Consider the following 16,321-nt stretch of genomic DNA (forward strand, 5'->3'; position numbering starts at 1 on the left):
CAGGGGGGTGGCTTGCCCGTAGCGATCCCCATATTCACTGAAGATCTCAATAGCTTGCTGGTAGTAGCTTCGGGCTTGCTCCCATTCCCTCAATTGTTGCGCTACGATTCCCAACCCGTGCAGGGGGTTGGCTTGCCCGTAGCGATCCCCATATTCAATCTTGATCTCAATAGCTTGCTGGTAGTAGCTTCGGGCTTGCTCCCATTCCCTCAATTGTTGCGCTACGATTCCCAACCCGTGCAGGGGGTTGGCTTGCCCGTAGCGATCCCCATATTCAATGAAGATCTCAATAGCTTGCTGGTAGTAGCTTCGGGCTTGCTCCCATTCCCTCAATTCTTGCGCTAAATATCCCAACTGGTGCAGGGTGCTGGCTTGCTCATAGCGATCCCCATATTCAATGAAGATCTCAAGGGATTGCTGGTAGTAGCTTCGGGCTTGCTCCCATTCCCTCAATTCTCCCGCTACCATTCCCAACTGGTGCAGGGTTTTGGCTTGCTCATAGCGATCCCCATATTCAATGAAGATCTCAAGGGATTGCTGGTAGTAGCTTCGGGCTTGCTCCCATTCCCTCAATTCTTGCGCTAAATATCCCAACTGGTGCAGGGTTATAGATATGTAAGATTGTTTTGTCCTTTCTTCTATTTGACTTAGTGATTGATATGCTTGCAAAGCTTTTTCATAGTAATTCTTGGCTAAGTTATATTGTTTTATGTCTAGCAGTCCACTTCCATACCTATGAAATGCAAATCCCATTTCATAACCAAACTCAGTTTGCAAAAATTCAGGAGGATATTTTTCTATCGATTGGCACAAACTCTCCATGAATTTTGCTCTAGTTACTGAATCAGAAGTGACTTTATAGTAATTATCTAAGCAAGTAAAAAATCCAAAACTTTCCTGCTTCTCCAAACAAATCTGCAACGCATTAAACAGATTTTCATACTCCCAGCGACAGAACAATATCCCCCACTGCTTCTCTTTCGGATTTTTGAAATTTAGTAAGGTATCAAAATAACTACCTGCCAAGTCTCGGTAATGATTCTTAAAACCCTCCCAAATTGCTGCTTGTGTCTCTGGTGCTAATTCCTTTAACTTCGTCTTCAGGAAGTAGGGAAAAATGGGCTGGATAGTCAATAAACTCGGCATTTCTTCACTCATCGGCGAAAGCAAACCCCAATGAATCGCTTCTTCTATCGCTGCATCAAATTGGTCAAACTGATAGCCTTGTAAAGGTTCTAATTGCTGTAGTTGTTGGCTATAATTAGGAATATCAGATCGATCAATAAACCCACTAAAAGGCGCTAAACAGAGTAACAACTTCTGCGCCTCCTCCGACAAATTACTGTGGGAATATTCCACACACTTGATGATATTATTAGTCTTATCCTTATCCCCCACATCAGCTAATTCCGCCAACTGTAACCCTTGCCAAATCTCCTCCGGTGACTGTCGCTTCAGATTCGCTAATACCACTTCCATCGCCAACGGATATCCCGCCAACAACTTCATCAAGCGCTTAAAATAATCATCCTTTTTAATCGCATTTTTCCGACTCTTCGCCTGACGTTCTAAAATTCTCTCCGCTAATTCAGTTCTCGACTCTTGGTCTAATCCTTGTAAGTGATAGATATTCTCCTTAAAAGTCCTGCGTTGCAGCCAAGTTTCCTCACTGCGAGAACCCAAAATCACCTTCGTCTTTCCCCCGACCAAATTCGTGAGAAATTCGGCGATTGCTTCCCTCTCATTCTCCGGTAAAGTATTCTGAATTGCTAACGGTTGTCCCGTCACCGACTCCAGATTATCTAAAATCAGAATATACGCCTCACTGCGGAGTTTTTGCTCTAGTTTCCTTACTCGCGCTTTCAGGTTCATCGCTTGGAAACTCGCCTGTTCAAAGCGATTATAAATTCCCTGACCAATTTCATAGACAATCTGTTCTAACGTCCAAGCTTTTCTATCATAACCAAAATAGAAAATATGGGTCGCCCAGTTGGTTTTTTGCCACCATTCTCGTAGATAATTGAGTAAGGTAGTTTTTCCTGTCCCTCCCATTCCTTTGAGTAAAAGGATATTATGTTTCAGCAGCGCCTTTTCCATCTTGAGAATCTCTAAATCCCTGCCGACAAAGCCGTATTCTGGTAAGGGAAAGACATATTGATTGCTGATATGTTCCCAGTATTTTTCCTCCTCTTCTGGAGTAAATGGACGCAAATTGAGATTAATTTTACCGCGACAATAAATCACCGGTAATAACCAATCTTCTAAATCTATTATCGTATTATAATAGGCGCAGCGTTGCTTATTATTGAATAACTCTAACCGTCCCTTTCGCATCGCTTCCGTTAGGTCTTTTCCGTTCAATAATTGCTGATAAATTGGTTTCATCATCAACTTAGCTGCAGAAACCGTCACCGAATATCCCATCGCCACCACTGCTTGCATTCCCGCAGTCATCAAACGACTCCCTAAACTGGTTTCCCGATAGTCTTCTGATTCCTGGGAAATTTGCTTTGCTGACTGACAAGCATTGAGAATACAAATAGGGATATTTTTCCCAGTGAGTAAATTCGCTAATTCCGTCGCTTCTACCGGAGTCGCTTGACCTTTTTCTTCTCCTTCCAGAAACAGAAAAGCTTTTACTCCCTCATATTCTGCTAAATCCTCGAGTCCCCATCCCCTTTGATAGCGCCAAGAGTCCCCGTGAACCTGTCTTTGGTACTGTTCATATTCCATTAATCCGCCATGAACATCGAAATGAATAACATGATAGTATCCTTCTCCCTTCTCATCCAGATGTCTGGTTAGTGATTCATAAGTTCCGGGACGCAAAATATCAATTTTTACCGGTATTTCACTACTATTTACCAGTTCTACCAAAGGACGGGAAATCGTGCGATAGTTAACATCAGATTCCTCATTAGGACGCGCAATCACCACCAGAAGATTGATAGTAGGATAAGTGGCCATTTGCACTGGGACAACTGTAGCCCCTCGACGCTGGCGGGAGATGATACAATCTATAGAAAAGGGACGCGGTAAATCAGGATCTTTCAGCGCTTCCCAATGTAAAGCTTGAAATTCTGGCGACTGACTTTCGATGATAATTTGCAGTTGACTTAACTGCTTTCGCAAGTCTCGATATTCCCCATAAGCATTTAAATTACTCTGGAAAACCTGTTTAAATAGGTTTTCGCCATAGTTTTGGACGCTGTTGGCGGCTTTTTGCGCTTTATCCGTCTCTAGCGTCGGAAATACTAACCATTCCTCAAAGTACCATTCTAGTTGTTTTTCTTCTTGGTTAGTAAAGGGGTCAGTAACCGTAATTGGGTAGCTGTTACCGCTATCAAAATTGAGAGTAGCAGTAAAGCCACCATCGTTAATTCCTTCTTCGCGGATGGTGAGGACTAACATAGAGATAAGTTTAGAATTGTTCTATTACAACTCTTCAGCAGTTTAACGGTATTATACTGGAAAAAACCTATTGCTTTGAGCCTATGGATGTTCGAGCGGCAGTTGCCCTAGAAGCGGGAAAACCCCTAACTATTGAAACGGTAAAATTAGCACCACCGCAAGCGGGGGAAGTGTTAGTAGAAATCAAAGCCACGGGAGTTTGTCACACCGATGCCTATACTCTCTCTGGGGCCGATCCTGAAGGCTTATTTCCCTCAATTTTAGGCCATGAAGGGGCCGGAATCGTGGTAGAAGTGGGAAAAGGTGTCACTAGCCTAAAAGTGGGGGATCATGTGATTCCCCTATACATTCCCGAATGTCGTCAGTGCGAATACTGTCTCAGCTTTAAAACCAATCTCTGTCAAGCAATTCGTCTTACCCAAGGTCGGGGAGTAATGCCGGATGGAACCAGTCGTTTTTCCCTCGATGGTCAGCCTCTTTATCACTACATGGGAACCTCGACTTTTTCTAACTATACCGTACTGCCGGAGATTTCCCTAGCCAAGATTCGCCAGGATGCTCCCTTTGAAAAAGTCTGTTATATCGGCTGCGGAGTCACTACAGGTATCGGTGCGGTGATTAATACCGCTAAAGTGGAACCGGGGGCAAAAGTGGTGGTTTTTGGTCTGGGAGGTATCGGTTTAAATGTTATTCAAGGGGCCCGTTTGGTGGGGGCCGATATGATTGTCGGGGTCGATATCAATCCCCAGAAACAAGCTTTAGCGACCAAATTCGGGATGACTCATTTTGTTAATCCCCAAGAAATCGAGGGGGATTTAGTGGCCTATCTGGTGGATTTAACTAAAGGTGGGGCCGATTATAGTTTTGAGTGTATCGGCAATGTCCAGATTATGCGTCAAGCTTTGGAATGTTGCCATAAGGGTTGGGGTGTTGCCACTATTATCGGTGTAGCTGGAGCCGGCCAAGAAATTAGTACCCGTCCTTTTCAATTAGTCACCGGACGGGTCTGGAAAGGTACGGCTTTTGGTGGGGCAAGGGGTCGTACAGATGTACCAAAAATAGTCGATTGGTACATGGACGGCAAGATTAACATTGATGATTTAATCACCCACGTTCTACCTCTGGCAAGGATTAACGAGGCCTTTGACCTGATGCGCCAAGGAGATTCTATCCGCAGTGTGATTACATTTTGAGCAGGGATAATGTTACATTAAGTTAAGAAATACTTGACAAAAGACTCCTAATTATATGTATGCGCCAGTTTCCTGTCCCGAAATCTCGATCGCCGCTATCACGGAACCAATTATCTATCGCTATTTTCAAAGGCTAAACGCGGGCGAATTTGCCGAAACTGCCGGATTATTCGCCGAAGATGGCGTTTTAATCGCACCTTTCGAGGAGGGGGTGTGCGGCAGACAGGCGATCGCTAATTATCTCCATGAGGAAGCGCAAGGATTAACCGCTTTTCCCGCTCAGGGAAGCTTAGAAACCCTAGAGGATCAATCCACCCGAATCACCATCACCGGCCAGGTACAAACCCCTTTGTTTAAAGTCAATGTGCGCTGGCAATTTCAATTAACTAATTCGGTAGAAATTGCCTCTGTGGAAGTAAAACTCTTGGCTTCTCCCCAAGAATTAATCAATTTGCGCCAATTTGCCTAGGGAACGTACACGGGTTGATTCAAGGAGCGCATTAAAGCTTTTCTGCCCAATTCTAGATCTTTTTCTGCGGGGAGCCAATCGGGATGGGCAGCCATGAGGAGACTTTCTATGGTTTCGCGATCGAATAAATGCCAGACCAAGGCGCTGTCAACCCTTGCTTCGATCGCATAACAATTACTGCTCACACAATGAATCTTGCAGCTGCCGACGATTCTTGTTAATTTTAGGCTTTCTCCCGACTGTAGCCCTCGAAACTGACCGATAACTGTTCTTAATTCCTCTATACTAGAAACTATCAAACCGGGGATAATCACTGGCAGCTGTGGATCTCCATTCACCCATAACCAGTAATGACGGGAAGGATCGATTCCTTCTAACCAATTGGCTGCATCGAGAGAGTAGCGGGGGGAAAGGACAAAAGCTTCTAACATCATGTCGGCAGTGGATAACAGGAGAGGGACTACAGAACTTTTAATCAGAACTATTAGCAATTCCTATCAAAGCTCTGTGACAGATTCTTGCTGAGTATTTTTGAAAAATCAAGGTAAGTTAACAAAAGTTAAAATTTATTGGAGCATTTACTGCTATTTTGTTAAGATATGTTGCGGATTCCCTTAACTTTAGTAAACAGAGGAGCTAAATCACCTAGTATTGCGTCCTTTTCAGTGATCAGTAAACAGTGATCAGTAACCAGTGATCAGTAACCAGTAACCAGTGACCAGTGAAAAGACATCAGGAAAGTGCTATTTAAAACTACTCACTTAATACTTCTTACTTAAAACTCAAATCTCATAACTGATGACTGATAACTGATAACTGATAACTGATAACTGATAACTGATGACTGATAACTGATAACTGATAACTGATAACTGATAACTTTTAAATTTTTAACTTTAAGCAAATGCGTAATAGTGGACTCCTCTCAAAAACCAAAGTCAAACTGAAACGGAAAAAAACGCTCACCTCGCCGACGCGGCCAGCGCCGAATAAATCACAGAATAAAACTAAAGATAAGGAGCGTCTAGTCGGTCGTCAGCGTCAGTCATGGCTAATTATGGGCTTAATTAGCATTGTCCTGCTAGGAGGAGTTGGCTCGCGCTTGGCCTATTTACAACTGCAGCAAGGACAAATTAACCGAGAAAGGGCAGAAAATAACCGGATTCGCATTCTTCCCAAACCTCCAGTCCGAGGCAACTTATTCGATCGCAATGGCAAAGTTTTGGCCACGGCCCGCTTAACCCATGCGGCCTATATTTGGCCCAAATCCCAGCGTAATCCCGCCCAAAAACTCAATCTTGACCGTTTAGCCAGTATTTTAGCAATTCCCAGAAGCGACCTAGAAAAACGCATTAACGAAGCGGACGAAAACCCCTCCACCCTGATCCGCATCGCTAGGGGTTTAACTCCGGCCCAAATTATCGCCCTAGAGGAATACAAAGACGAATTAACCGGCATTGAAGTGGACGTGGAATCAGTGCGCTACTATCCCAATGGTAAAATCGGGGCGCATATTCTCGGTTATACTGGGGAACTAACCCCGGAGGAATATCAAGCCAAAAGACGACAGGGCTACCGGTTGGGAGATGTCGTCGGTAAAATGGGTGTAGAAGCCGCCTACGAGTCAAAATTGCGGGGAGAATGGGGGGGAATGCAGTTAGAGGTCAACGGATCGGGACAGGTAATCCAAATTCTCGGCCAAAAAATTGCTAAACCCGGGCAAGATGTCACCCTGACACTAGATTTAAAACTCCAAAAAGCCGCCGAGGCCGCTTTGGGAAAACGCAAAGGTGCGATCGTGGCGATCGATCCCCGGGATGGTTCCGTGCGGGCCATGGTCAGTTATCCTAGTTTCGATCCCAATGTTTTCTCGGCCCCAATTACCACCGCCACTTGGAAAAAACTACAAGCGGAGGGCAACCCGTTTGTTAACCGCGCCCTGCAAGGATTCCCCCCCGCTTCCACCTTTAAAGTCGTCACTGCCACTGCCGGCATGGAATCGGGGAAATTTCCCCCCAATACGGTCTTAAATACCTTTGCCGCCCTTTATGTGGGGGGGACAGCTTTTGGAGAATGGAATCACGCCGGTTTTGGTCCGATGGGTTTTGTCCGGGCCATGGCCATGAGTAGTAACACTTTTCACGGTCAAATAGGTCGCGGGGTGGGGGGACCGGCTTTAATTGCCATGGCCCGGCGCTACGGTTTCGGTCAGAAAACTGGGATAGAATTAGCGGAAGAAACCCCGGGGTTAATTGCCGATCGCGATTGGAAGCTGCGTAATTTTAAAAACTGGGATTGGTCCGTAGGCGATACGATTAATATGTCGATCGGTCAAGGATTTACCCTAGCGACTCCCCTACAGGTAGCTGTGATGTTTGCTGTCCCCGCTAACGGCGGTTTTTTGGTGAAACCGCATCTTTTACAGGATGCCCGGGATGTTAAGGAATGGCGCAAGTCTTTGAACATGAAACCTAGCACCCTAGACACCCTGAGAAAGTCCCTGAGAGCCGTGGTAGCGGAAGGAACGGGTCGGGCCCTATCAGACCCCGCTTTACCGCCCGTAGCGGGCAAAAGCGGCACGGCAGAAGCACCTCCGGGCCAGTCCCACGCTTGGTTTGGAGCTTTCGCCCCTTTTGATAAGCCCGAAATTGTCGTGGTCGCCTTTGCGGAACATTCCGGCGGTGGTGGTGGTAAAGTGGCCGCACCTATGGTACGTCAGGTAATGGAGGCTTATTTTAATGTCAAACCCAAAGAAGAAAAACCCCGGCCGAAGCCTTAGAGACCTGTGGCGGTAAGCGGCACACAGCGCACGGTAATTCCCGTCGCCGTGGCGATTTTTTCCGCCCAAATTGCCAATATTTCAGCGTTTACGGGTTTGAGAATTTGCCTTCCGTCGCCAGCGCTGAGGGGATTATTACCGCGGGTTTCTAATTGTCTTTGTCCGGCCCGGGGACGGGTCGGGGTGTTAAGTTGAATTTCATCCGGTTGTAGCTGTTGCATCAAATCGATATACTGGTCTTGCTCTTGGGGCGACCAAGAGGCCAACACCATGGTTTGAATTGCTAGTTTTCCCGACCATTCTTGGCGAAATTGTCTTAATCCCCACCAAAGCTCCTGCCAATCCAGGCCGGGGACTGGACGGTTAACCCGTCGCCATTGGGCCTCGGAAACAGCATCGATTTTAGCGGCGACGATATCAGCTTTGCTCAAGTCTTGACGCACTCGGGCATCTCCCAGGAGGGTACTATTGGTTAAGACCGCCACCGGCCGTCTGGTCATTTCCTTGACGGTGGCCAGTATTTCCCCTAAATTGAGGGCGAGGGTGGGTTCCCCACTACCACTGAGAGTGACTATATCCACGTCCCAGGGAGCAAAGGCAATTAAATCCCTGCTAATTTGTTCGCTGGTGATAAAAATTTTCCGTTGCTCGGTTTTTTGCTCAATTTCTCCTAACTGACAGTAGGCACAGTTAAAGGAACAGGTGGAAACTAAACCGATCGGGTCGATGCCCAAGGAACTGCCGAAACGCCAAGAGGCTACCGGACCATATACGGAGCAGAAATAATCCTGGCGAGCAGTCATCGAACCTACCCAAAAAATACGGAGAGGGAGGGATTCGAACCCTCGGTACGGTCTTACGATTCGTACAACAGATTAGCAATCTGCCGCATTCGACCACTCTGCCACCTCTCCAAGATGACATTACTTTAGTCTAACATGAAAGGCCGATTTTTGGCAAGTAATTTTTGGGCAGTTAATCGCCTAAACGACCATCCTCCATATTGACAATGCGATCGGCGATGTCGAGAATCCGGTTATCGTGGGTGACGAGTAAAATCGTGCAACCTTGTTCTTTTGCCAATTTCTGCATGATTTCCACCACATCGCGCCCGGATTGTTTATCTAAGGCCGCGGTCGGTTCATCGGCGAGGACTAATTTGGGATGACTGACGAGGGCGCGAGCGATCGCAACCCGTTGTTTTTGTCCCCCCGATAGATCGTGGGGATAGTAATCAACGCGGTCCCCTAAACCCACCGATTCCAAAATTGCCGTGGCTTTTTGATCGAGATCTTGTTCTAAAAACTCCTCGTGCAGTTCCAAAGACATCCTAACGTTTTGTTTCGCTGTCAGGAATTTTAGTAAATTATGTGATTGAAAAATATAGCCAATTTGTCGGCGAATTTTCAGCATTTTGCCCTTACTAATTCCTAACATTTCTTGGCCGAGAATTTTTAAACTGCCCGCTTGTGCCGATCGCAAACCTCCCATTAAACTCAATAAAGTAGTTTTCCCCGATCCCGAAGGACCAGTCATAATCACTACTTCCCCCGCTTTAATTTCCAGATCGATATCGTATAAAACCTGTTTTTTTAATTCCCCCGTACCAAAATAGTGATTTAAGCCTTTAATGGCAATTACGGGTTCATTAGGGCTAAAATCCTCTAATTCTCGCTCTTTTTGAAAAATCCGCATTATGAGAACCTCGAAAAATATAGTATACTTCAATAAGATCACAAGTTAAAGCTATTTGGAGGGATGAGAATTTAATTCTCGGAGCAAATATTGGTCTTTTGTGGCGATTTTACCGATATTTAAAGACAACTGACCCACGGTTCGACTCTCCCAGAAGACAAGTCTTTGAAAATTATAAGTTAAGGGTACCTCAAAAAATCGAAAGATTTTATCAAAAATGTCATGTTGAATACCCTCAGTTTTACAGATGGCATAAAACCATGACTAATTGAGCATCGGCAAAGCACGATCAAACCTTAACAATTTTGTGCAAAGTTTGTTGGTACAAAATAAGTTGTTTGAGGTCGATAAACAATGATTATCTTAGAAATGAAAGCAGTGGTCAAACCGAGTTAGTGTTCTGCCATTGATGATACTATTCGTACGGTACAATTCATCCGGAATAAAGCTTTAAGACTTTGGATGGGTGCTAAACGAGAGGGTAAAGTAGATATAGTGATTTCAAATAAGTATGATCAAAGTGAAAAATAGGGTAAAATAAGGAGAAACGAGCAACTTTTATGAAACCACCAGGCATCAGAAGCAGATATCAGCGGGATCAGCACTTTGTAGTTTTCGCATTGCAATCGTGCCTGCTAAAAAGCACATTGCAATTGTAAGAACTAAAACGAACAGTGCTAAACTGGGAGTCATAAATACAGGTAAGTTAGTATCTCGTCTAGTTAAATCATACATAAGTTCTGAAATCAAGAAACCTGGAATATATCCCAAAACAGCAAGAATTAAAGACTCCTGAAAAACAACATTAAGCAGAAAAGAATGAGGGTAACCCATTGCTTTGAGAGTTGCATATTCAGCAAGATGATCAGAAACATCTGCATAAAGAATTTGATAAACAATAATTGCCCCTACCATAAAGCCCATTATTACACCTAAGCCAAAAATAAAACCAATGGCCGCACTCGTTTCCCAATAGTGTTTTTCGGATAAGGCAAAATCTTCGAGAGTCATTGCTTTTACGTCATTGGGTAAAATTTTTGTTAGGGTTTTAATCACGGCTTGAGGATTAGCGTTAGGTTCTAGAGTAATTAATCCAACATTAATTTTGTTAATGCTGCGACCTTTAAAAATATGTAAAAAAGTTGAATCACTGGTAATAACATTACCGTCTGCTGCAAAGGAAGCTCCTAGACTAAATAATCCTGCTACTTCAACTCGTACTCCTTCTAATTCTGTGCTAACCTGATATCCTTGATTAAAATTTTTGGCAATGGCACCAAATTCTCGTCGAGATAATTTGTCAAAAAGTATTCGATTTGTCATCTTTAAATCATTTAAATTGTTGACTATTTCGGGAAATTTAAATACAGATTGAGCAGGATCAAAAGCATAAACCAACAAAGATCGTTTCGTGTGATTATCAGGATTTTTCCATTGACCTAGACCAACATACAAAGAAGCCACTGACTTAACCCCTTTCACTCTTTGAGCTTGATAAATTCTTTCCCGTGGAAAACTTTCTAGAGCAAATAATACTTTAGATTGAGGATTTAATAATACCAAATCGGCTTTGATACTTTTATGAGGGGCCATTGCAGCTTCATAGAGAGCATTCATGAACCCTAACTGAAGAAAAATGAGAATGACAGCGAACCCAATTCCCGCTAAAGCTACCAATAAACGAGTCTTATTACGGACAATTTGAAGAAGGGCAAAAGTAAGTAGTAAAATCATGGTTTTTACTTAACTAAATTTAGAGTTGAATGGCAACTTGAACTTGTAAATAGGTGAAATTTTGAACTTTTCGACTGGTTTCTGGATCAAGCGCAATTTTCACTTCAATTACTTTACGATCAACATCAGCACCTGGATCATTACTAAAAATATTTTGTTTTTGAACTAATAAACCAATTTGTTTAACCGTTCCCTCTAACTTTTCTCCAAAAGAATCACTGCTAATAATTACTTTTTTACCCAATTTAATTTGTTGAATATCTGTTTGATAAACTTCAGCAACCACTTCCATCTTTTGAGTTTGACCCATTTTTACAATTCCTTGACTATTAATTGTTTCCCCAGGTAAAGTATGAATTTGAAGAATTTGCCCATCTACGGGCGCTTTTACAGAAGCTAAGGCTAAATTCGTTTTTGCTTGGGTTTCTGCTACTTTTGCCTCCTCTAGTTCAGCCATAGCTAAGGCGATATCTTCAGGCCGAACTTCTTTAATTTCTTCTAAGGTTGCCTGAGCAGAACGAATCTGCTTTTGAGTAGTTAAAATGGTACGGTTTAAAGTTGCCTTGGCTTCTTTAATTTGTTGTTGTAAAGTTGTAGTAATTGTGAGTAAATTAGCCCCAGCTTCATTGAGTTGTTCTTGAAAAACATCTTTTTGTAAACAAGTATTATCTCTAGAAGAACTGGAAACCGCTCCTTCTTTATATAACATCTCAGCACGATGACATTCAGTTTGGGCATTCTTGAACTCAGATTTTATCCGTTCAATGGTGGCTTTTTGAGCTTGTACTTCTCCAGTTAAACGAGATTTTAGACTGGCAATATTAGCCTGCTGAGAAGCTATTTGGCCTTCCAATTCTGCTTTGAAAAGTTCTACGGTTTCTGATTGAGATTGTACCGCTCCGATTTTAGCACCTGCTTGAACTTGATTTAAACGAGCTTGAGCGACTTGAACCCTTTTTTGGGCCAATTTTAAAGCGGATTGTTCTCGTTCATAACTATCCAAGATGGCAATAATTTGTCCGGTTTTGACTGTATCTCCCTCATTGACCAAAAGTTTTTCTAAACGCGCTCCTTCTAGAGGAATGGTTGCAGAGACTTGTATGACTTTGCTTTGAGGTTCAATTCGTCCTAAAGCAGTTATTGAGATTACAGGCGATTCTGGTTCAGAGGACTCAGTTTTTGTTTCAGAAATTGTCAAATTGGAGAATTGGGTAACAGATAGTAGTCCGAGTATCCCAGTTGACAAAGCCCCAATAATAACACAAATCATCAGCCATTTGCCTTTTAAAAATTTGATCTTTGGAAAGTTCATCGATTCTTTGTTCATAATTCAAGTAAATCTGGCTCTTCGGTTTGTGTTATGCAATTGACGGGGGTTATAAGGGATGGAACCCTTATATAGAAAGGCATTTAGCGATTTTTGTCAATTGTTTTTTATCTAGAGCGAACTAATCAATTAAGTCTTTTGCCAGATAAGGATTTAGTCGATTTATGCCCCCCTATCGAACCATAACAAGTAAGGAAGAGCCGTAAATCTATCCTATTTTAGGTACGTTTTTTCCAAAATGGGATTCTCCAAAAAAGAATTCCTATAGAGTATTCTACTACAGAGACCGATTAGAGTCTTCTGGAAGATAACTAACAAACAACTTAAGAAAATAAACCGGAAGAAACCAACCCATTCCCTCAATTCCTTGAAATAGATAATGAGATAAAACTAATCCTCCTAAATATAGGGTAATTGCTATTGATTTTTGCAGACGACAAGGAACAAATAAGATCAAGGGGGTTGCTATTAGTAAATAGCCATAAGCGATGGTGGCTTCTGGCCAACTTCCTCCATAAAGCCATGCCACCAAAAAAGGATGCAGATGAATCGCAATAAATCCATAGTGATAACGCCAATTGTGTTGAGGAGAATGATGCCAACATTTTGTAGTCTCTGAGACATTAACAATAGCTCCTCCTACCAAATCAAAGGACAGAAAAGCCATGATTAATAATTGCCAAATATTCCAGCCAAAATGATTAATTATGGCATAAATAGGAATCAAGACAGTGGCTAAAAGGGTCGGAATAAGACAAATCCATGTTTCTTGAAAAGACATACCGGGACCGACCACCATATCCCAACTTCCTAATAGTCCTTTTCTGGGCTTTTTCAGATTACTATTGAGTGTATTCATTCTGGGAATTCCTGCTAAAATTAATAAAGAAAACAAGTAACCTGGATGATTCTAGAGAACAAAAAAGCCATCTTTAACCATTTCATAAAGACTGTTATCAAAGGCTTGAATAACCGTTTCTAAGTCTTCTTGAGAATGGGCATCATTCAACATTAAAGTATGAAGTTCTGGCATATAAACCCCATACTTTCGCATATAATAAGCAAGAGCTAAATTCGCTTTAAAATTGCTTCCTGCTTGTTTTTCTCGATAAAATTGAGCTTTTTTATAGCTAAAAGTTAGAGAAAAAATAGAACGATTAGCTTTCACTTGAAAAGGAACTTGATGAGCCTCTGCAATGGTTTTTAGTTGGTGAGCTAACCACTCGGTTTGTTCCGCCAAACGAGTATAGATTTCAGGATGTAATTTTAAATAACTTAATGCAGCTAAACCAGCCGTACAGGTCAACGAATTCCCGCTCATTGTTCCTCCTACAAACACTTTACTTTCATAATCGCGAAAGGGATCTTCCGAACTTTTGGCAATATTAATCAGTCGTTCTTTTCCAGAAACACATCCTCCCGGCAATCCTCCACCAATGATTTTACCCAAACAAGTTAAATCAGGAACAATTCCTGTTAAATTTTGTACTCCTCCATAAGTAACTCGAAAACCTGAGACTACTTCATCAAAGATTAATGGTAAATCAAATTGGTCACAAATCTCCCGGAGTTTCGTTAAAAATTCTAGATCGTAATCAGCAAGTGCCGTTGGCATGGGTTCACAGATCACACAAGCGAGACTGTCTGCTTGTTCTCGCAATCTTTGTAAACTCGCTTGATGGGCATATTGTAAAACCAAGGTATTTTTGACGATTTCTGAATGACTGCCTAAGGTTCCCTTAATGGGTTCAGGGGCTTCTTTGTTTCCTGTAAAGCGAAACCAAGAACTCACCATGCCTTGATCAGAAAATCCATGATAATGACCTTCAAATTTAGCCACTCGATCCCGATGACGATAAGCTCGACATAATCGAATCGCTTGCAAAATTGATTCTGTGCCTGAATTGGAAAATATCGCCTTTTCTGCACCGGGTAGGGCTTCAACAATAGCCTCTGCTAATTCAATTTCGGGGAGTGTTCCCATCGCATTTACACCCCCGTTAAGAATGGCTTCCGTTAAACTTTGATTAATCACGGGATGACTGTAACCCAAAATATGAGGGCCATATCCACAAGCGAGATCAACATATTTTTTACCATCAACATCAATTAAATGAGACCCCTTTGCTTCTTTAACAAATAAAGGATAAGTGCTAGGGAAGAAATAACGGTCTAAGTGAGTGGGAGCAACCAGAGCATTTTTTGCCCGATCTCGTAAAGCTAAGGCTTGAGGATTAGCCTCAGCAAAATAAATATCAAAGTTATGTTTAACCTTAGGATTCATGTAAGGAGAATAGCGATCTGTGAATTTTTGAGCATTCGCCCAAATATCAATTTCTGGGTCAATTTGACTAGCAAATCCTTCACAAGAAAGAAAAACTAATTCAACTTTCGTAAAGTTTGTCGTATATTCAGCTTGATATCGCTTTAAAACTTGATTAACATCTTGGAAGTAACTAATGGTTGACCACCGTTCTGTTTGAGCATTAAAGTGCTTTATTAAAACGGCCTCGATTTCTTGGTGATAATCAGACCAACGCTCAAAAACCTGCTCTTTTTTGATGACAAAATGTTCGGTAAACCGTTCAACGGCTAACTCCCATTCTTTACGAGTACAGGCATAATAAAAAGAAGATAACCCCCATTTTTCATCTTCGCTTAACTCTACGGTAATACCAAAGTCAACTAAAATAATTTTGCCGTCTTCGGTAAAAAAGAGATTGCCAGGGTGAGGATCGCCATGACAAATACCATCTAAATATAACATGGTATAAATGGTTTCTTGAAAACGGCGAGCGAGTGGTTGAGGGGGGAGATGACAGCGCTCAGATTCTTTACCCGGAATTCCCTCGATAAATTCCATCACTAGCATATTATTAGTACATAATTCAGGAACTAATGAGGGAACTCTAACATAAGGATGATTTTTGAAATTAAGGTAAATTCGGGCTTGTTTTTCTGCTTCTTGAATAAAATCGGTTTGAGCAATTAATAACCGGGATAATTCTCGAAAACGAATTGGTAAATTGAGAGATTTAACGGACGGAATCAAACTATCTACAATTTTAACAACAAAACCCATGACTTTAAGATTTTCTTGTAGGTCTCGACGGACGTTTTTTTTGACAATTTTAACGGCCACCTTTTGCCCTGTTTTTAATTTTGCTTGATGAACTTGAGCAATTGAAGCACTTGCCACCGGACTAAAATAAAAGTCTTTAAAAATGGCTTCAATCGGCTGTTTTAACTCTCGCTCAATTATCTTTTTTGTATCCGCTTCATTCATAGTGGGGACATTATCTTGCAAGCGACGAAGTCTTTCAGCAATGGTATTAGAAATTAAATCCGAGCGAGTCGCCAAAATTTGACCAATTTTAATATAGATAGGCCCCATACTAATTAAATATTCTGATAAGATTTCGCCTTGCAACTCTTTTTTTTCATTAGGATTTTTCCCAAAAATTTGGTAGAGATAGGAAACACCGTAAACAACAGTGAAGATAAGGAAATTTAAAAAAGGAAATCTGAGCATAACTTTAAGTCCTAATAGAATCGAGTACTTAGGGTTTACTGAAAAAGTCTGTTGGTGGGGTTAGGAGTCGGTCGTTGGTGGGGGAAGTTAGAATAATAGAATGACTTTGTGCGGCTGGAAGCGGAACCCTTCGCAATCGCTGACGAAAGTGCAAGGATTTTGAGTTCCTATTTCGATTTCT

At 42.2% G+C, this 16,321-nt stretch carries 12 protein-coding genes, 1 tRNA gene and 1 pseudogene; 4 read left to right on the forward strand and 10 right to left on the reverse strand.

The genetic code is table 11. From position 1 onward, the window contains the following. Positions 1-3,411: tetratricopeptide repeat protein (locus ACE1AQ_RS04240; RefSeq protein ID WP_374807922.1), on the reverse strand; the 3,411-nt coding region annotated here is incomplete at its 3' end. 83 nt (positions 3,412-3,494) lie between these two features. On the opposite strand from ACE1AQ_RS04240, the gene ACE1AQ_RS04245 reads away from it, so the two are divergent. Beyond that, positions 3,495-4,604, forward strand: coding sequence for an S-(hydroxymethyl)glutathione dehydrogenase/class III alcohol dehydrogenase (locus ACE1AQ_RS04245; protein ID WP_110545223.1), 1,110 nt, complete (start codon positions 3,495-3,497; stop codon positions 4,602-4,604). Between the two features lie 55 nt (positions 4,605-4,659). Further along, a complete protein-coding gene (locus ACE1AQ_RS04250) occupies positions 4,660-5,073 on the forward strand; it encodes a ketosteroid isomerase family protein (RefSeq protein WP_008198063.1) in 414 nt (137 codons plus the stop codon). Here ACE1AQ_RS04250 and ACE1AQ_RS04255 read toward each other — a convergent pair. Both ACE1AQ_RS04255 and ACE1AQ_RS04260 read right to left on the reverse strand, forming a co-directional pair. Then, complete coding sequence (locus tag ACE1AQ_RS04255; RefSeq protein ID WP_198285278.1) at positions 5,070-5,507, reverse strand: hypothetical protein; 438 nt, start codon at positions 5,505-5,507, stop codon at positions 5,070-5,072. The genes ACE1AQ_RS04250 and ACE1AQ_RS04255 overlap by 4 nt on opposite strands. Before the next feature lie 341 nt (positions 5,508-5,848). Continuing rightward, complete coding sequence (locus ACE1AQ_RS04260; protein WP_374807923.1) at positions 5,849-5,977, reverse strand: hypothetical protein; 129 nt, start codon at positions 5,975-5,977, stop codon at positions 5,849-5,851. On the opposite strand from ACE1AQ_RS04260, the gene mrdA reads away from it, so the two are divergent. Then, positions 5,978-7,852 carry a penicillin-binding protein 2 gene (gene mrdA / locus ACE1AQ_RS04265; protein ID WP_110545221.1) on the forward strand — a complete coding sequence of 625 codons (1,875 nt, stop codon included), beginning with the start codon at positions 5,978-5,980 and terminating at the stop codon, positions 7,850-7,852. It begins immediately after the preceding gene. Here the strand turns inward: mrdA and ACE1AQ_RS04270 are convergent. The 3 genes from ACE1AQ_RS04270 to ACE1AQ_RS04280 form a co-directional block, all read right to left on the reverse strand. Beyond that, complete coding sequence (locus tag ACE1AQ_RS04270; RefSeq protein WP_110545218.1) at positions 7,849-8,655, reverse strand: radical SAM protein; 807 nt, start codon at positions 8,653-8,655, stop codon at positions 7,849-7,851. The genes mrdA and ACE1AQ_RS04270 overlap by 4 nt on opposite strands. A 19-nt stretch (positions 8,656-8,674) precedes the next feature. Beyond that, positions 8,675-8,766 (reverse strand) — tRNA-Ser (locus ACE1AQ_RS04275). 61 nt (positions 8,767-8,827) lie between these two features. Further along, the gene (locus ACE1AQ_RS04280; RefSeq protein ID WP_008198056.1) at positions 8,828-9,547 is read right to left on the reverse strand and encodes a DevA family ABC transporter ATP-binding protein; all 720 of its coding nucleotides are present in this window, start codon (positions 9,545-9,547) and stop codon (positions 8,828-8,830) included. 405 nt (positions 9,548-9,952) lie between these two features. Between ACE1AQ_RS04280 and ACE1AQ_RS04285 the strand changes: the two are divergent. After that, positions 9,953-10,060 (forward strand): annotated as a pseudogene (locus ACE1AQ_RS04285) (transposase); the annotation flags it as partial. Positions 10,061-10,123: 63 nt separating this feature from the next. On the opposite strand, the gene devC reads toward ACE1AQ_RS04285, so the two are convergent. The 4 genes from devC to ACE1AQ_RS04305 form a co-directional block, all read right to left on the reverse strand. Further along, positions 10,124-11,281, reverse strand: a complete 1,158-nt coding sequence (devC, locus tag ACE1AQ_RS04290) for an ABC transporter permease DevC (protein ID WP_008198054.1) — start codon at positions 11,279-11,281, stop codon at positions 10,124-10,126. A 19-nt stretch (positions 11,282-11,300) separates the two neighbouring features. Beyond that, a complete protein-coding gene (locus ACE1AQ_RS04295) occupies positions 11,301-12,479 on the reverse strand; it encodes an HlyD family efflux transporter periplasmic adaptor subunit (protein ID WP_287684088.1) in 1,179 nt (392 codons plus the stop codon). A 406-nt stretch (positions 12,480-12,885) separates the two neighbouring features. Next, a complete protein-coding gene (locus ACE1AQ_RS04300) occupies positions 12,886-13,467 on the reverse strand; it encodes a hypothetical protein (protein WP_008198050.1) in 582 nt (193 codons plus the stop codon). 51 nt (positions 13,468-13,518) lie between these two features. After that, positions 13,519-16,140, reverse strand: coding sequence for an aminotransferase class III-fold pyridoxal phosphate-dependent enzyme (locus ACE1AQ_RS04305; protein ID WP_008198048.1), 2,622 nt, complete (start codon positions 16,138-16,140; stop codon positions 13,519-13,521). Positions 16,141-16,321 lie beyond the last annotated feature (181 nt).

It is taken from the genome of Microcystis sp. BLCC-F209, assembly GCF_041928595.1.
Lineage (GTDB): Bacteria > Cyanobacteriota > Cyanobacteriia > Cyanobacteriales > Microcystaceae > Microcystis.